The sequence below is a fragment of the Streptomyces aculeolatus genome (assembly GCF_020400605.1).
GTDB lineage: Bacteria > Actinomycetota > Actinomycetes > Streptomycetales > Streptomycetaceae > Streptomyces > Streptomyces aculeolatus.
In genome coordinates, this window is sequence record NZ_JAINRD010000007.1 from 150,572 (window position 1) to 163,163 (window position 12,592).

Consider the following 12,592-nt stretch of genomic DNA (forward strand, 5'->3'; position numbering starts at 1 on the left):
CCAGGGCTTATCCTCGGGCCGCATGAGCCAGCCCAGCTTCGAGACCGTCGCCATCCACGCGGGCCAGGAGCCCGACCCGGCGACGGGCGCGGTCGTACCGCCGATCCACCAGGTGTCCACGTACAAGCAGGACGGCGTGGGGGGCCTGCGCGGAGGCTACGAGTACAGCCGCTCCGCGAACCCCACCCGCACCGCCCTGGAGCAGAACCTCGCCGCGCTGGAGGGCGGGGCCCGCGGCCTCGCGTTCGCCTCCGGGCTGGCCGCCGAGGACTGCCTGCTGCGCACCGTGCTCGTCCCCGGCGACCACGTGGTCATCCCGGATGACGCCTACGGCGGCTCCTTCCGGCTCTTCGCGCAGGTCGCGGCGCGCTGGGGGGTGGAGTTCTCGGTCGCGCACACCGGGGACCCGGCGGCGGTACGGGCCGCGCTGACCGACCGTACGAAGGCGGTGTGGGTCGAGACGCCCAGCAACCCGCTGCTCGGCATCACCGACATCGCCGCCTCCGCGGCCGTCGCGCACGAGGCCGGCGCGCTGCTCGTCGTCGACAACACCTTCGCCAGCCCTTACCTGCAGCAGCCGCTGGCGCTCGGCGCCGACGTCGTCGTGCACTCCACGACCAAGTACATGGGCGGGCACTCGGACGTCGTCGGCGGCGCGCTCGTCGTGGCCGACCGCGAGCTGGGCGAGCGGCTGGCGTTCCACCAGAACGCCATGGGCGCGGTGGCCGGGCCGTTCGACGCCTGGCTGGTGCTGCGCGGCATCAAGACGCTGGCCGTACGGATGGACAGGCACAGCGCCAACGCGGCGCGCGTCGCGCACATGCTGGACCGGCACCCGCGGGTGACGCACGTCTACTACCCGGGCCTCGAGGACCACCCCGGGCACGAGACGGCCGCCAAGCAGATGCGCGACTTCGGCGGCATGGTGTCGTTCCGCGTCGAGGGCGGCGAGGAGGCGGCGGTCGAGGTCTGCAACCGCGCGGGGCTGTTCATCCTCGGGGAGTCGCTGGGCGGCGTCGAGTCGCTGATCGAGCACCCGGGGCGGATGACGCACGCCTCGGCGGCCGGGTCGCCGCTGGAGGTGCCGGACGACCTGGTGCGGCTGTCGGTCGGCATCGAGTCGGCGGACGACCTGCTGGCGGACCTCACGCAGGCGCTCGGCGGCTGAGGCGCGGAGAGCACAGAGAGCGCAGGGCCGTCCCGGCTCACGGAGGTCGGCGCCGCGACGGACAGGGGGCCGGGGCCGCCGCCCCCGCGGGGGAGCGGCCCGGCGGCCTCACCAGCCGTCGAAGTCCGGTGTCGTCTGCGCCGGGTGATCCACCCACGCGCCGCTCACCGCGGCCCACACCGTCAGCGCCGTCAGCGCCGCGACGAGCAGCAGCCACACCCCGGACCGCAGCGCCGTCCGGCGGCGCAGCATCCGCCGGCCGCGCGCGGCGGCCAACTGCGTGAGCTGCGGCGGCACGGCGGGGTGCGGGCCGTCGAGAAGGTCGCGCACGGCCTGCTCCTTGCGGGCGGTAATGGAGATCACGGCGTCGCCACCTCCCGCCGCGGCCGTCCCGGGGCCGGCGTCTGCCGGCTGAGCATGGCGGCACTGGCCCGCAGCAGTATCTGGTGGACCCGCTCGGGCGGCAGCCCGAGCGCGGCCGCCGTCTGCTCCTCGGCGACGCCCTCGGACATCCGCAGCACGAGCACCAGCCGCTCCTGCGGCGAGAGCCGGTCGAGCAGCCCGCCGGAGGTGCGGCGGTAGCGCCAGGCGGTCTGCGCGAAGCGGGAGATGAGCTGCTGCCGGGCCGCCTCGTACGGATCCTCGCCGCGCAGCCGGTCCCAGCGGGCGTACGTCCGGGCCAGCGCCCGGGTCAGCAGCCGTTCGGCCTGCGGGGCGGCGTCCGGCGGCTCGGCGGTGAGAAGTTGGGCGGCATGCAGCAGCCGGCCTGCCGCGCCCGCGCAGAAGGTCTCGAACTCCAGGGCACGGCGGCGCTGTTGTGCCGAGCGCCGCTGACGCACAGCGCTGCTCCCTTCACCGCCCTGGATCCAATGGGACGGCAGCCGGGCGCCGGGGTCAAGACTTCGGCAACACCCGGCGGGGATTCGAACGACAGGCTTGGGTCCGTCGTTCGGATCTCGCCGCGAGCCCGGGGGGGATTCGAACGACAGACCCTAGTCGCCGCCGTCGCGCGGGCCGGCGAGGGCGTCCCGCTCCGCGGGCTCCTCGCCGTCCTGCCGGCCGGGCTGCCGGCCCTCCTGCTGGCCGGCGTTGGCCTGCGAGACCGAGGTGTTGAACCGCGTGAGCAGGGTGCAGAACGTGGCCCGCTCTCCCGGCGTCCAGTCGGAGGTCAGCCGGGCGACCAGCTCGCGCCGCGAATCCTGGACCTCGTGCAGCCGCGCGGTGCCGAGCGGCGTCAGCTCGAGCACGACGGCGCGGCCGTCCTCGGGGTGCGTGGCGCGCTTGACCAGGCCGCTGTCGACGAGCGGCGCGACCTGCCGGGTCACCGTCGAGGAGTCGATGCCCATACCGGCGGCGAGGGCCTTGACGCCCGTGGGGCCGTGCTGCTCCAGGCGGTTGAGCAGCAGGTAGGCGGCGCGGTCCATCGAGTTGCGCACCTGCCCGAGGCCGGCGAGGCGCGTCTGCTCGGCGCGGCGGGCGAAGACGGCCAACTGGTGCTGGAGGTCGTTCAGCAGGTCGGGGGCTGCGGTGGTGTCGGTGGGGGACAGTGGGGAGGGCATGGACGGTACTCACTTCGTGAGGACGTTCACTGGCTGCGGTCTGGCTGCCGTGACGGATGCGGACTCGGACACGGACAGGGCGCGGAAGCTGCGGCTTGCCGGCTGCGGGTACGGCTGCGGGTGCGTGGACGGCTGCGGGTACGGGTGCGGATCGGTCCGTAGGACAGGTGAGGGACATTCGCGTTCGAACTGGGCCACAGATTACGCGGCCCCGCCGTTTGCCGTACCGCCTGTGGAAAACCCCCCTGTGGAAAACCCGGCGCCGTCTCAGCGTGCGAGACTGACGCCATGAGCGCAGCCGCGGCCGGGGCCGTCAGTCTGGACGACGTACGCGACGCACAGGACATCCTCGCCGGCATCTCGCGGGTCACCGCACTGGAGGGCAGCAGGTTCCTCTCCCGGCTGGTCGGCGCGCCGGTCCACCTGAAGTGCGAGAACCTCCAGCGCACCGGTTCGTTCAAACTCCGCGGCGCGTACGTGCGCATCGCCGGTCTCGGCGAGGGGCAGCGCGCCCGCGGCGTCGTCGCCGCCAGCGCCGGCAACCACGCGCAGGGCGTGGCCCTGGCCGCGTCGCTGCTGGGCGTGCGTTCGACCGTCTTCATGCCGGTCGGCGCCCCGCTGCCGAAGGTGGCCGCGACGCTGGACTACGGCGCGGACGTACGGCTGCACGGCCAGGTCGTCGACGAGACGCTGGAGGCGGCCGAGTCGTACGCCGAGGCGACCGGTGCCGTCCTCATCCACCCCTTCGACCACCCCGACGTGGTGGCGGGCCAGGGCACCGTCGGCCTCGAAGTGCTGGAGCAGTGCCCCGAGGTGTCGACGATCGCGGTGGGTATCGGCGGCGGCGGCCTGGCGGCCGGGATCGCGGTCGCGGTGAAGGCGGTACGGCCCGACGTGCGGATCGTCGGCGTGCAGGCGGAGGACGCCGCGGCGTACCCGCCGTCGCTCGCGGCGGGGCGGCCTGTGGCGCTGGAGTCGTTCGGGACGATGGCGGACGGCATCCAGGTCGGCAAGCCGGGCGACGTCCCGTTCAAAATCATTGGCGAGTACGTGGACGAAGTGCGTACGGTCTCCGAGGACGCGCTGTCCGCCGCGGTACTGCTGTGCCTGGAGCGGGCGAAGCTGGTCGTCGAGCCGGCGGGAGCGGCTCCGGTCGCCGCGCTGCTGTCCGACCCGGAGTCGTTCGGGGGCGGGCCGGTGGTGGCCGTGCTCTCCGGCGGCAACGTCGATCCGCTGCTCGTCCAGCGCATCCTGCGGCACGGCATGGCAGCGGCGGGGAGGTACCTCTCGCTGCGGCTGCGCGTGACGGACCGGCCCGGGGTGCTGGCGACGCTGCTGGGGGTGTTGTCAGAGGCGGACGCTAACGTCCTCGACGTGAGTCACGTGCGGACCGACCCGCACCTCGGGCTCACGGAAGCAGAAGTCGAACTGCAGCTAGAGACGAAGGGGCGGGAGCACTGTGAACGGGTGCTCGCGGCGCTCCGGAAAGCCGGGTACACCGTCACTTCCTGACACACGACGAGCGCGCGGCGCCGTACGGCGCCCACCACGCCGCACAGGCACCACGCGCCACGGAGCGCCCCCCCCGCGCACAACGCACCGGGTGCGCGCCGCGGCGCCGCCGATCCGGTACGTACGCAACCACGCGCACGCACCCCCTCAGCCCGCCCTTCGCCGATTCCACGCGACCCTGCCACTCGCGACTTGACGCGATATATCGCGTGTCCTATTCTCCTGCTGTTGTCCGACCGTACGGCCATGTCTGACATTTGTTGAGAAGTGCCGCCAGACCGTCCATCCACCACCGACTTCCATCCAACCTGGGGAGATCTCTATGCCAGGCGCCATCCACGCCGAAGGGCTGGTCAAGCACTTCGGCGATGTGCGGGCACTGGACGGCGTCGATCTCGACGTCCCCGAAGGCTCCGTTCTCGGCCTGCTCGGTCCCAACGGGGCCGGCAAGACCACCGCCGTACGAGTGCTGACCACGCTGCTGCGGCCCGACTCCGGCCGCGCCGAGGTCGCGGGGATCGACGTCCTCAAGCATCCGAACGAGGTGCGCAGATCCATCGGCCTCTCCGGCCAGTTCGCCGCGGTCGACGAGTATCTGACCGGCCGCGAGAACCTCCAGATGGTCGGCCAGCTCTACCAGTTGAGCGCGCGGGACGCCAAGGCCCGCGCCGGCGTGCTGCTGGAGCGGTTCAACCTCGCCGACGCCGCGGACCGCACCGCCAAGACGTACTCCGGCGGCATGCGCCGGCGACTCGACCTGGCCGCCGCGCTCGTCGTCGAGCCGCCCGTGATGTTCATGGACGAGCCGACCACCGGCCTCGACCCGCGCAACCGGCAGCAGCTCTGGGACGTCATCCAGGAGCTCGTCAAGGGCGGCACGACGCTGCTGCTCACCACGCAGTACCTGGAAGAGGCCGACCACCTGGCGCACGACATCTGCGTCATCGACCACGGCCGCGTCATCGCGCGCGGCACCTCCGACCAGCTCAAGGCCCAGACCGGCGGCGAGCGCGTCGAGGTCGTCGTGCACCAGCGCGACGACATCTTCGCCGCCAGCGAGGTCCTCGGCGCCCTCGGCCAGGGCGAGGTCACGGTCGCGGACCACACCCGCAAGCTCACCGTCCCCGTCAGCGGCGGCGCCCGGCTGCTCGCCGACGTCATCCGGGACCTCGACGACCGCGGCATCGCCATCGACGACATCGGGCTGCGCCGCCCCACGCTGGACGACGTGTTCATCTCGCTCACCGGCCACGCCGCCGAGACCGAGAACGGGAACGGGAAGGCAAGCGAGGACGGCGACGGGAAGGCCGCCGAAGACGCCGAGAAGGAGACCGCAAAGTGACCGCCTCGACCGCGCCGGCCCGCCCCACCCCCGCCGGGCCACCCGCCCTGGGAGGTGTCGGCCAGTCCGCCCGCGACTCGCTGGTCGTCGCCAAGCGCAACCTGCTGCGCATGTCCCGGATCCCCGAAGTGGTCATCTTCGGCCTGATCCAGCCGATCATGTTCGTGGTGCTGTTCTCGTACGTGTTCGGCGGCTCCATGAACGTCGGCGGCAGCACGAACTCGGAGGTCTACCGCGAGTTCCTGATGGCCGGCATCTTCGCGCAGACCGTCACCTTCGCCACCGCGGGCGCCGGTGCCGGTATAGCCGAGGACATGCACAAGGGGCTCATCGACCGCTTCCGGTCGCTGCCGATGGCCCGCGGCGCGGTCCTCACCGGCCGCACCCTCGCGGACCTGGTGCAGACCGCGCTGACGCTGGTCGTGCTGGCCGTCGTCGCCGCGCTGGTCGGCTGGCGCTTCCACGAGGGCCTGCCGAAGGCGCTGGCGGCGTTCGGCCTGCTGCTCCTGCTCGGGTACGCCTTCACCTGGGTCGGCGCGCTCATCGGTCTCTCGGTGCGTACGCCCGAGGCCGCCACCTCCGGCGGGCTGGTCTGGCTCTTCCCGGTGACGTTCGTCTCGAACGCCTTCGTGGACTCCAGCAACATGACGTCCTGGCTGCGGCACATCGCCGACTGGAACCCCTTCAGCGCGACCGTGCAGGCGTGCCGCGAGCTGTTCGGCAACCCGGGCGTCGTCCAGTCCGACGCCTGGCCGATGCAGCACCCGGTGCTGGCCTCGCTGATCTACTCCGTCATCATCATCGCGCTCTTCCGCACGCTGGCGGTGCGGAAGTACCGCAACTCCGCCGGGTAACCCCCCGGCTACGCACGTCGAAGCCCCCGGTGCGGGAACCTCGGTTCCCGCCGGGGGCTTCTTCGATGGGCTGCTGCTGCGTCCGACGCGCGGTCAGGCTGCGTAGGGCTTGGCGTTGAGGATGGTCACCATGGCCTTCTTGCCGTTCGGCAGCTCATAGCTCGCCTCCTCGCCGACCTTCTTGCCGTTGACCCCCTTGCCCAGCGGCGACTGCGGCGAGTACGTCTCGACGTCCCCGCTCGCGTACTCCCGGGAGGCCATCAGGAAGGTGAGGGTGTCGCTCTCGTCACCGTCGAAGGCGATCGTGACGACCATCCCGGGCTCGACGATGCCGTCGTCCGGCGGGGCCTCGCCGACCTTCGCGTTCTCGAGCAGCTGCTGGAGCTGGCGTACGCGGAGCTCCTGCTTGCCCTGCTCCTCCTTGGCCGCGTGGTACCCGCCGTTCTCCCGCAGGTCACCCTCTTCGCGAGCCGCCTCGATCTTCTTGGCGATGTCGCTGCGCGCGGAACCCGACAGGTGCTCCAGCTCGGCCTTGAGCTGGTCATACGCCTCCTGGGTCAGCCAGGTGACGTTGTCGCTGGTCTGGGTCACAGGTGCTCCTTGTCGGTGGTGGTTCTGGTGCTGGGGGAAGTTCTCATGCGTCTGTGATGCAGCAATCGCCCTACCCAGAAGAATTGCGCCTTCATGGGTGGGGCGAAACCACGATCGTAACAATTCCGGCAGCGAGACGGCGACTGTTATCGCTCGTCGGCCGCCTTGCAGCCGACCAGCTCGGCGTTCGCGCCGCGCTCGGTGGTCCGGATCGACACCACGGTGTCGACGCGGGTCTCCGGCTCGTCGATGCGCACGTCGCGGACGCCGGCCTCGGACTTGTCCGCTGCCAGCGAACGCAGCGTGCAGACGGCGTCGACGTCGCTCTTCTTGCGGACCTCGATGTGCACCTGCACCTCGGTGTCGGACATCACCTGGAAGCGGATCAGCTCCCCGGACGCCTGCGAACCGGCCGTCGCGTCGACAGCGCCCCAGGCCACGAAGCCGAGCAGGCCCGCGCCGAGCACGGCGCCCACGACCTTCAGCCGCCGGTCGACACGTGCGTCGGCCGAGCGGCCGTACCGGCCTTCGGGCAGCGTTTGGGGCGCACCGGCCATGATGGTCCCTCCCGGCAGAGCGGCTGGCTTCGACTGACGGCGGAATGAATTGTCAGTCCGCTCAGTCACTATAGAAGCCGGCCTAGACGACCTGTTACCGAGGACTGAATCTGTGAGCGATGACCTGCGGCTGATGGCCGTCCACGCACACCCCGACGACGAGTCGAGCAAGGGTGCGGCCACCATGGCCAAGTACGTCTCGGAGGGCGTCGAGGTCCTGGTCGCCACCTGCACCGGAGGCGAGCGGGGGTCGATCCTGAACCCGAAGCTTCAGGGCGATGCCTTCATCGAGAAGAACATGCACGAAGTGCGGCGCAAGGAGATGGCCGAGGCGCGGGAGATCCTCGGCGTGAAGCAGGCGTGGCTGGGGTTCGTCGACTCCGGGCTGCCCGAGGGGGACCCGCTGCCGCCGCTGCCCGACGGCTGCTTCGCCCTGAAGGAGGTCGACGAGGCCGCCGAGGCGCTCGTCCGGCTGATCCGCGAGTTCAAGCCGCAGGTCATCACGACCTACGACGAGAACGGCGGCTATCCGCACCCCGACCACATCATGACCCACAAGATCACGATGGTCGCCTTCGACGCCGCCGGCGACCCCGAGCGCTACCCGGACGCGGGCGAGCCCTGGCAGCCGCTGAAGGTCTACTACAACCAGGGCTTCAACCGTCCGCGCACGGTCGCGCTGCACGAGGCGATGCTCTCGCGCGGCCTGGAGTCGCCGTACGGGGAGTGGCTGGAGCGGTGGAAGGAGTTCGAGCGCAAGGAGCGCACGATCACGACGTACGTCCCGTGCGCCGACTTCTTCGCGATCCGCGACAAGGCGCTGATCGCGCACGCGACGCAGATCGACCCCGACGGGCCGTTCTTCAAGATCCCGATGGAGGTCCAGCAGGAGGTCTGGCCCACCGAGGAGTACGAGCTGGCGAAGTCGCTCGTGGACACATCCCTCCCCGAGGACGACCTCTTCGCCGGTATCCGCAACAATTGACCGTGTGAACACCACATTGGCTGCCGACCTCGTCCCGCTCGCGGAGGAGCTCGACAAGAACAAGGTCACGCCGGGCGTCCTCGGCTTCATCGTCTTCGCGCTGCTCGGCGTCGCGGTGTGGTTCCTGCTCAAGAGCATGAACCGGCACCTTGAGCAGGTCGAATTCAAGGAGAAGACGGACGGCGGCGACGCCGGCCCCGCCAGCCCCGGAGGCACGGGTCCTGAGGGCGAGGGCCCGGGGGACGGGGGCGATCCGCGGGACGACGCGCCTCGCGGCGACGCGCCGCGCGGGTCCGCCCCGCGCGGCGACGCGCCCCGCGGCGGTGCCCCGCGCGACGACAGCCCCCGCGGGGAGTCGCCGCGCACCCCGGCGCCGGCGGACAGCCCCGAGGAGAGCCCGGCGGCCGACAAGCAGCCCGTCGGCCGCCGCCGCTGACGACGGGCGGCAGCGTACGGGCCCTAGCCCGCCAGGGCGCCGTCGCCCGCGGATGAGGCGCCGTCCAGGGGGACTCCCATGACCTCCCTGGCGTGGCGGCTCGGGACCATGCCCAGGCGCCATGCCTGCCAGCCCGTCTCGGGCTCCACGCCCCGTTCCAGCACGAGCTGGAACGTCTCCGCGTAGTCCTCCAGCGCCGGGTCGACCACCCCGCGGCGGCCCGCGGTCGCCGTACGCAGCTCGTCCAGCAGCTCGGACAGCTCCTGCTGCGCCACCGCCGCGCCCACCACCGAGCCGCCCGGCGAGGCGAACGGCAGCAGCGTGCAGCGCAGGAACCGGGCCCACGTGGCCCCGCGCCGATCGCCGATGCCACCGAACAGGTCGATCGCCGTGTCGACCAGCTCCAGCGCCTGCCCCGCGCGGCCGTTGCCCGCGTCGATCACCGCCAGCTCGATGCACGACCACGCCTCGCCGTGGGCCACGCCGACCCGGCGGAAGTCCTGCCGGGCGTCCTGGAGCAGCTGCCGGGCGAAGCCGCTGTTGCGCAGGGTGCCGGTCTGCTCCGCGCGCAGGTCCCGGGTGACCCGCGCGGAGTGGTGCCGCGCGCAGGCCAGCCCGTACACGTCGCGCATGCGGCTGAACATCGAGCGGGACCGCTCCAGCGCCCGCACCGCCGACTCGCGCTTGCCCGCGCCCTCCTGGGCCTGGCCCAGGTAGTACAGCGTCCAAGCCTCGCCGCGCGCGTCGTCGTTCTCCCGGTGCCGGGCGAGGGCCGCCTTGAGCTGCGTCACCGCCGTGGCCGGGTCGGCGGCGACCAGCCGGGCACGCGCGAGCTGCGTCATCGCCCACGCTTCGCCGCGGCCGTCACGCGTGCGCGCGTACTGTTCGAGGGCCTCCTCCAACTGCTCCTCTGCTCCGGGCACGTCGCCCATCCGCAACTGCACCTGGCCGAGCTGGAAGTGCGCCCACGCCTGGCCGTGCACGCTCTCGCTCTCCTGGTGCAGCGCGAGCGCCTGGTCCAGCAGGGCCAGGGCGTCGCCGAGCTGCGCGCGGTCGCGCAGGACGGCCGCGAGGGCGTGCAGCGTCCAGGCGCGGTCGCCGCGCATGTTCTCGCCCTGCTGCATCTGCAGGGCCTCGCGCAGCTTGGCCTCCGCCTCCCGCAGGCTGCCCTGCTGCTGGAGCGTGATGCCCAGGTCGCGCAGAGCGCGGGCGGCGCCGGCGGAGTGCTGCGCCTCGCGGTAGAGGTCGACCACGGACGACAGCGTCGAGCGGGCCTTGTCCAGCTCGCCGAGCTGCCGGGCGGCGACGCCCGTACGCCACTGCACCGAGCGCATCAGCAGCCCCTGGTCGGCGGCCTTCGTCAGCTCGTTGAGCTCGCCGAGGCGGTACAGGTCGCCGCGGAGCAGGCAGTAGTCCGCGAGGGCGCCCAGCAGGTGCAGCACGGCGGCCTGGTCCACGCCTTCGGCGTGCCGCAGGGCGGCGGTGATGAAGCTCTGCTCGTCGTCCAGCCAGCGCAGTGCGGAGTCCAGCGAGGTGAAGCCGTGCGAGCCGAACCGGTCTGCGCGCGTCGACGTCCGCCCGTCGACCAGCCGGATCACCGAGTCGGCCAGCTCCGCGTAGCTGCGGATCAGCCGCTCGTGCGCGGCGGCGCGCACCTCGGGGTCCTCCTCGTCCAGCAGGCGGGCGTACGCGAAGCGGCGCACCAGGTCGTGCACCCGGAAGCGGGAGCTGCGGACGTGCTCCACCAGCCCGGCGCGGGCCAGCGCCGTCAGCCGCTTGCCCGCCTCCTCCTCGCCGACGTCGAGCAGCGCGGCGCAGGCCGCCGCCCCCAGGCTCGCCCGGCCGACCAGCGACAGCCGCCGCAGCAGCGCCCTGGTCGGCTCCGTCAGGTCGCCGTAGCGCAGCCACAGGGCGCGCTCGACCGGCTCCACCGGCCCGTACGCGTCGAGCGCCTCGGCGAGCCCGGCCAGGCTGCGGCCGTCCAGGGCCGACCCCGCGATGCGCAGCGCCAGCGGCAGCCCGCCGCAGAGCAGCCCGATGCGGTCGGTGGACTGGGCGTCGTACGGGTCGGAGGACCGCTCCGCGCCGTCCGTCCGCTGGGCCATGGCGCTCAGCAGCTCCTCGGCGGCGGTCGGCTCCAGGCCCTCGACCGGCATGTGGTGCACCCAGGCGTCGAGATCGCCGGGCAGCTCCAGCGGCTCCCGCGACGTCACGAACACCAGGCTCTCCGAGCGCTCCGGCACCAGCAGCCGGACCTGCTCGGCGTCGACCGCGTCGTCCAGCACTATCGACACCGGCAGCGACGTCAGATGCTGGTGGTACAGCTCGACGAGGCGGCGCAGCTGTGCGTCGTGCGCCGGGCGCTCGCGGAACATCAGCTGGTCGCGCGGGGCGCCGAGCCGGTTGAGCAGGTGCAGCAGCGCGTCCCGGGTGGGCAGCGGGTCCTCGCCGAGGCTCTCCCCGCGCAGGTCCACCACCACGGCGGCGCGGAACTGCTCGCGCAGCTGGTGCGCGGCGCGGACCGCGAGCGTGGTGCGGCCCGCCCCGGGCGGGCCGTGCAGCACGACGACGGTCGGCTTGGTCTCTATGCTGGCGCGGCCTTGCTGCACCCACCCGGCGATCTGAGTGAGCTGGGCCTTGCGGCCGACGTACACCCGGGAGGCTTCGGGAAGCTGGCGGTAGGACTGCTCCAGGGTGGCCCGCTGCCGCGCCTCCTGGCTGCGGTTCCGGCGCGCCTGGGGCTCGCGGTCCGTACCTCCCGCGCCCGCGGCCGTCGTGCCCGGCCTGCTGCGGTCCGCGGCGGCCTCGGACGGGCTGCCCTTGCGGGTGGCGGCCGAGATCATCCGCTGCTGGTCGAAGAACGGCCGCACGCCGCGCAGCTCCAGCGCCGTCAGCCACTGCAGCCGGAGCTGCTCGGGGCCGCCGGGCTGCCGGGCTGCGCCCGAGCGGGTGTTGCCCGAGAGCCAGTGGGCCAGGCCGATCTGCACCAGGCCGGCGGTCAGTCCGGCGAGGCCGGCGGCCACCCCGGTCCAGAGCGCGGCCGTGGAGCCCAGCCCCTCCTCGGCGGAGACGAGCAGGGCGATCGCGGCGGCGGCGAACGTCGCGGTCACGGCGGGGCCGATCGACTGCGGGGTGAAGCGCTCGCCGAGCGAGCGCCCGCCGGCGGCGGCCTCGTCCAGCGCGCGCACATACGCGCCGTACTCCTCGGCGGCGCGCTCCGCCATGTCGTCCAGCGCCGCCCGCGCCCGGCCGAGCAGCACCACGCCGTCGGTCCGGCCACCGGAGCGGCGCACTTCCTCTTCGACCGCGCGGGTGAGAAGAAGCTCTGCCTCCCCCCGATGCTTGTCGCGCAGTCGGGACGCTGTGCCCGGCATGTGCTCCCCTCCCATACCCGTGCCCGCTCGTGCAGTTGCACTGCCAAGTCTTCCGCGTTTCCCGGGCATTCGGCATCCCCCTGTGGATAACTCGGCCGGATGACGCGGTGAATGAAGAGCTGATATCACCGCGCATCCGGTCGGGGAGCGGAATTGGGGAGCCGGAAAAAGCACGGACCGGCGGGTGCGACGCCGTTGTCGCACCCGCCGGTCC

12 protein-coding genes are annotated in these 12,592 nt (G+C 72.6%); 6 read left to right on the forward strand and 6 right to left on the reverse strand.

Annotated features, from left to right (window positions below; all coding sequences use genetic code 11):
* Positions 1–22 precede the first annotated feature (22 nt).
* Positions 23–1,168 (forward strand): cystathionine gamma-synthase, encoded by a 1,146-nt coding sequence (locus LG396_RS15085; protein WP_018834609.1) that lies wholly within the window; start codon positions 23–25, stop codon positions 1,166–1,168.
* A 108-nt stretch (positions 1,169–1,276) separates the two neighbouring features.
* Here the strand turns inward: LG396_RS15085 and LG396_RS15090 are convergent, their stop codons facing one another.
* The 3 genes from LG396_RS15090 to LG396_RS15100 form a co-directional block, all read right to left on the reverse strand.
* Positions 1,277–1,531: a hypothetical protein gene (locus tag LG396_RS15090; protein WP_225795152.1), complete on the reverse strand. Its 255-nt coding sequence runs from the start codon at positions 1,529–1,531 to the stop codon at positions 1,277–1,279.
* Positions 1,528–2,007, reverse strand: a complete 480-nt coding sequence (locus LG396_RS15095; protein ID WP_225795153.1) for a sigma factor-like helix-turn-helix DNA-binding protein — start codon at positions 2,005–2,007, stop codon at positions 1,528–1,530. Before LG396_RS15095 ends, LG396_RS15090 begins: the two co-directional genes overlap by 4 nt.
* Positions 2,008–2,160: 153 nt before the next feature.
* A complete protein-coding gene (locus LG396_RS15100) occupies positions 2,161–2,727 on the reverse strand; it encodes a MarR family winged helix-turn-helix transcriptional regulator (RefSeq protein ID WP_225795154.1) in 567 nt (188 codons plus the stop codon).
* 288 nt (positions 2,728–3,015) lie between these two features.
* Between LG396_RS15100 and ilvA the strand changes: the two genes are divergently transcribed.
* From ilvA to LG396_RS15115, 3 genes are all read left to right on the forward strand, one after another.
* Positions 3,016–4,239: a threonine ammonia-lyase gene (ilvA, locus tag LG396_RS15105; protein ID WP_225795155.1), complete on the forward strand. Its 1,224-nt coding sequence runs from the start codon at positions 3,016–3,018 to the stop codon at positions 4,237–4,239.
* Positions 4,240–4,561: 322 nt separating this feature from the next.
* Positions 4,562–5,581, forward strand: coding sequence for a daunorubicin resistance protein DrrA family ABC transporter ATP-binding protein (locus LG396_RS15110; protein ID WP_018834604.1), 1,020 nt, complete (start codon positions 4,562–4,564; stop codon positions 5,579–5,581).
* A gap of 47 nt (positions 5,582–5,628) precedes the next feature.
* Positions 5,629–6,435, forward strand: a complete 807-nt coding sequence (locus tag LG396_RS15115) for an ABC transporter permease (RefSeq protein ID WP_051102812.1) — start codon at positions 5,629–5,631, stop codon at positions 6,433–6,435.
* A gap of 93 nt (positions 6,436–6,528) precedes the next feature.
* Here the strand turns inward: LG396_RS15115 and greA are convergent, their stop codons facing one another.
* Together greA and LG396_RS15125 are read right to left on the reverse strand one after the other, a co-directional pair.
* The gene (greA, locus tag LG396_RS15120) at positions 6,529–7,026 is read right to left on the reverse strand and encodes a transcription elongation factor GreA (protein WP_018834602.1); all 498 of its coding nucleotides are present in this window, start codon (positions 7,024–7,026) and stop codon (positions 6,529–6,531) included.
* A gap of 146 nt (positions 7,027–7,172) precedes the next feature.
* Positions 7,173–7,583 carry a DUF4307 domain-containing protein gene (locus LG396_RS15125; RefSeq protein ID WP_225795156.1) on the reverse strand — a complete coding sequence of 137 codons (411 nt, stop codon included), beginning with the start codon at positions 7,581–7,583 and terminating at the stop codon, positions 7,173–7,175.
* A gap of 112 nt (positions 7,584–7,695) precedes the next feature.
* Between LG396_RS15125 and mca the strand changes: the two genes are divergently transcribed.
* Both mca and LG396_RS15135 read left to right on the forward strand, forming a co-directional pair.
* The gene (gene mca / locus LG396_RS15130) at positions 7,696–8,568 is read left to right on the forward strand and encodes a mycothiol conjugate amidase Mca (RefSeq protein WP_018834600.1); all 873 of its coding nucleotides are present in this window, start codon (positions 7,696–7,698) and stop codon (positions 8,566–8,568) included.
* A gap of 4 nt (positions 8,569–8,572) precedes the next feature.
* On the forward strand, positions 8,573–9,004 hold the full coding sequence (locus tag LG396_RS15135; protein ID WP_225795254.1) for a hypothetical protein: 432 nt from the start codon (positions 8,573–8,575) through the stop codon (positions 9,002–9,004).
* Positions 9,005–9,027: 23 nt separating this feature from the next.
* Here LG396_RS15135 and LG396_RS15140 read toward each other — a convergent pair whose 3' ends face one another.
* The gene (locus LG396_RS15140) at positions 9,028–12,378 is read right to left on the reverse strand and encodes a tetratricopeptide repeat protein (RefSeq protein WP_225795157.1); all 3,351 of its coding nucleotides are present in this window, start codon (positions 12,376–12,378) and stop codon (positions 9,028–9,030) included.
* Positions 12,379–12,592: the final 214 nt, after the last annotated feature.

Coding starts and splice junctions, on each gene's coding strand:
- LG396_RS15085 (WP_018834609.1), top strand. CDS start 23: ATGAGCCAGCCCAGCTTCGAGACCGTCGCCATCCACGCGGGCCAGGAG.
- LG396_RS15140 (WP_225795157.1), bottom strand. CDS start 12,378: ATGCCGGGCACAGCGTCCCGACTGCGCGACAAGCATCGGGGGGAGGCA.
- LG396_RS15110 (WP_018834604.1), top strand. CDS start 4,562: ATGCCAGGCGCCATCCACGCCGAAGGGCTGGTCAAGCACTTCGGCGAT.
- LG396_RS15100 (WP_225795154.1), bottom strand. CDS start 2,727: ATGCCCTCCCCACTGTCCCCCACCGACACCACCGCAGCCCCCGACCTG.
- LG396_RS15125 (WP_225795156.1), bottom strand. CDS start 7,583: ATGGCCGGTGCGCCCCAAACGCTGCCCGAAGGCCGGTACGGCCGCTCG.
- ilvA (WP_225795155.1), top strand. CDS start 3,016: ATGAGCGCAGCCGCGGCCGGGGCCGTCAGTCTGGACGACGTACGCGAC.